This window comes from Achromobacter sp. 1012554356, from assembly GCF_059760815.1.
Window position 1 is genome coordinate 1 of record NZ_JCBANC010000158.1, and the last position, 207, is coordinate 207.

Sequence of the window (207 nt, forward strand, 5' to 3'; positions counted from 1 at the left end):
CGAACCGGGTGAACTGAAACATCTCAGTAGCTCGAGGAAAAGAAATCAACCGAGATTCCGAAAGTAGTGGCGAGCGAAATCGGATGAGCCTTTACGTTTTAGCACGCAGGATAGTCGAACGGAATGGAAAGTCCGGCCGTAGCAGGTGATAGCCCTGTAGACGAAATTCTGTGTGTGGAACTAAGCGTAAGACAAGTAGGGCGGGAC

Annotated in this window: 1 rRNA gene; it reads left to right on the top strand. The window is 50.2% G+C overall.

The window, feature by feature from the left end:
• A 23S ribosomal RNA gene (locus tag AC6LJW_RS29555) occupies positions 1 to 207 on the top strand; the annotation flags it as partial.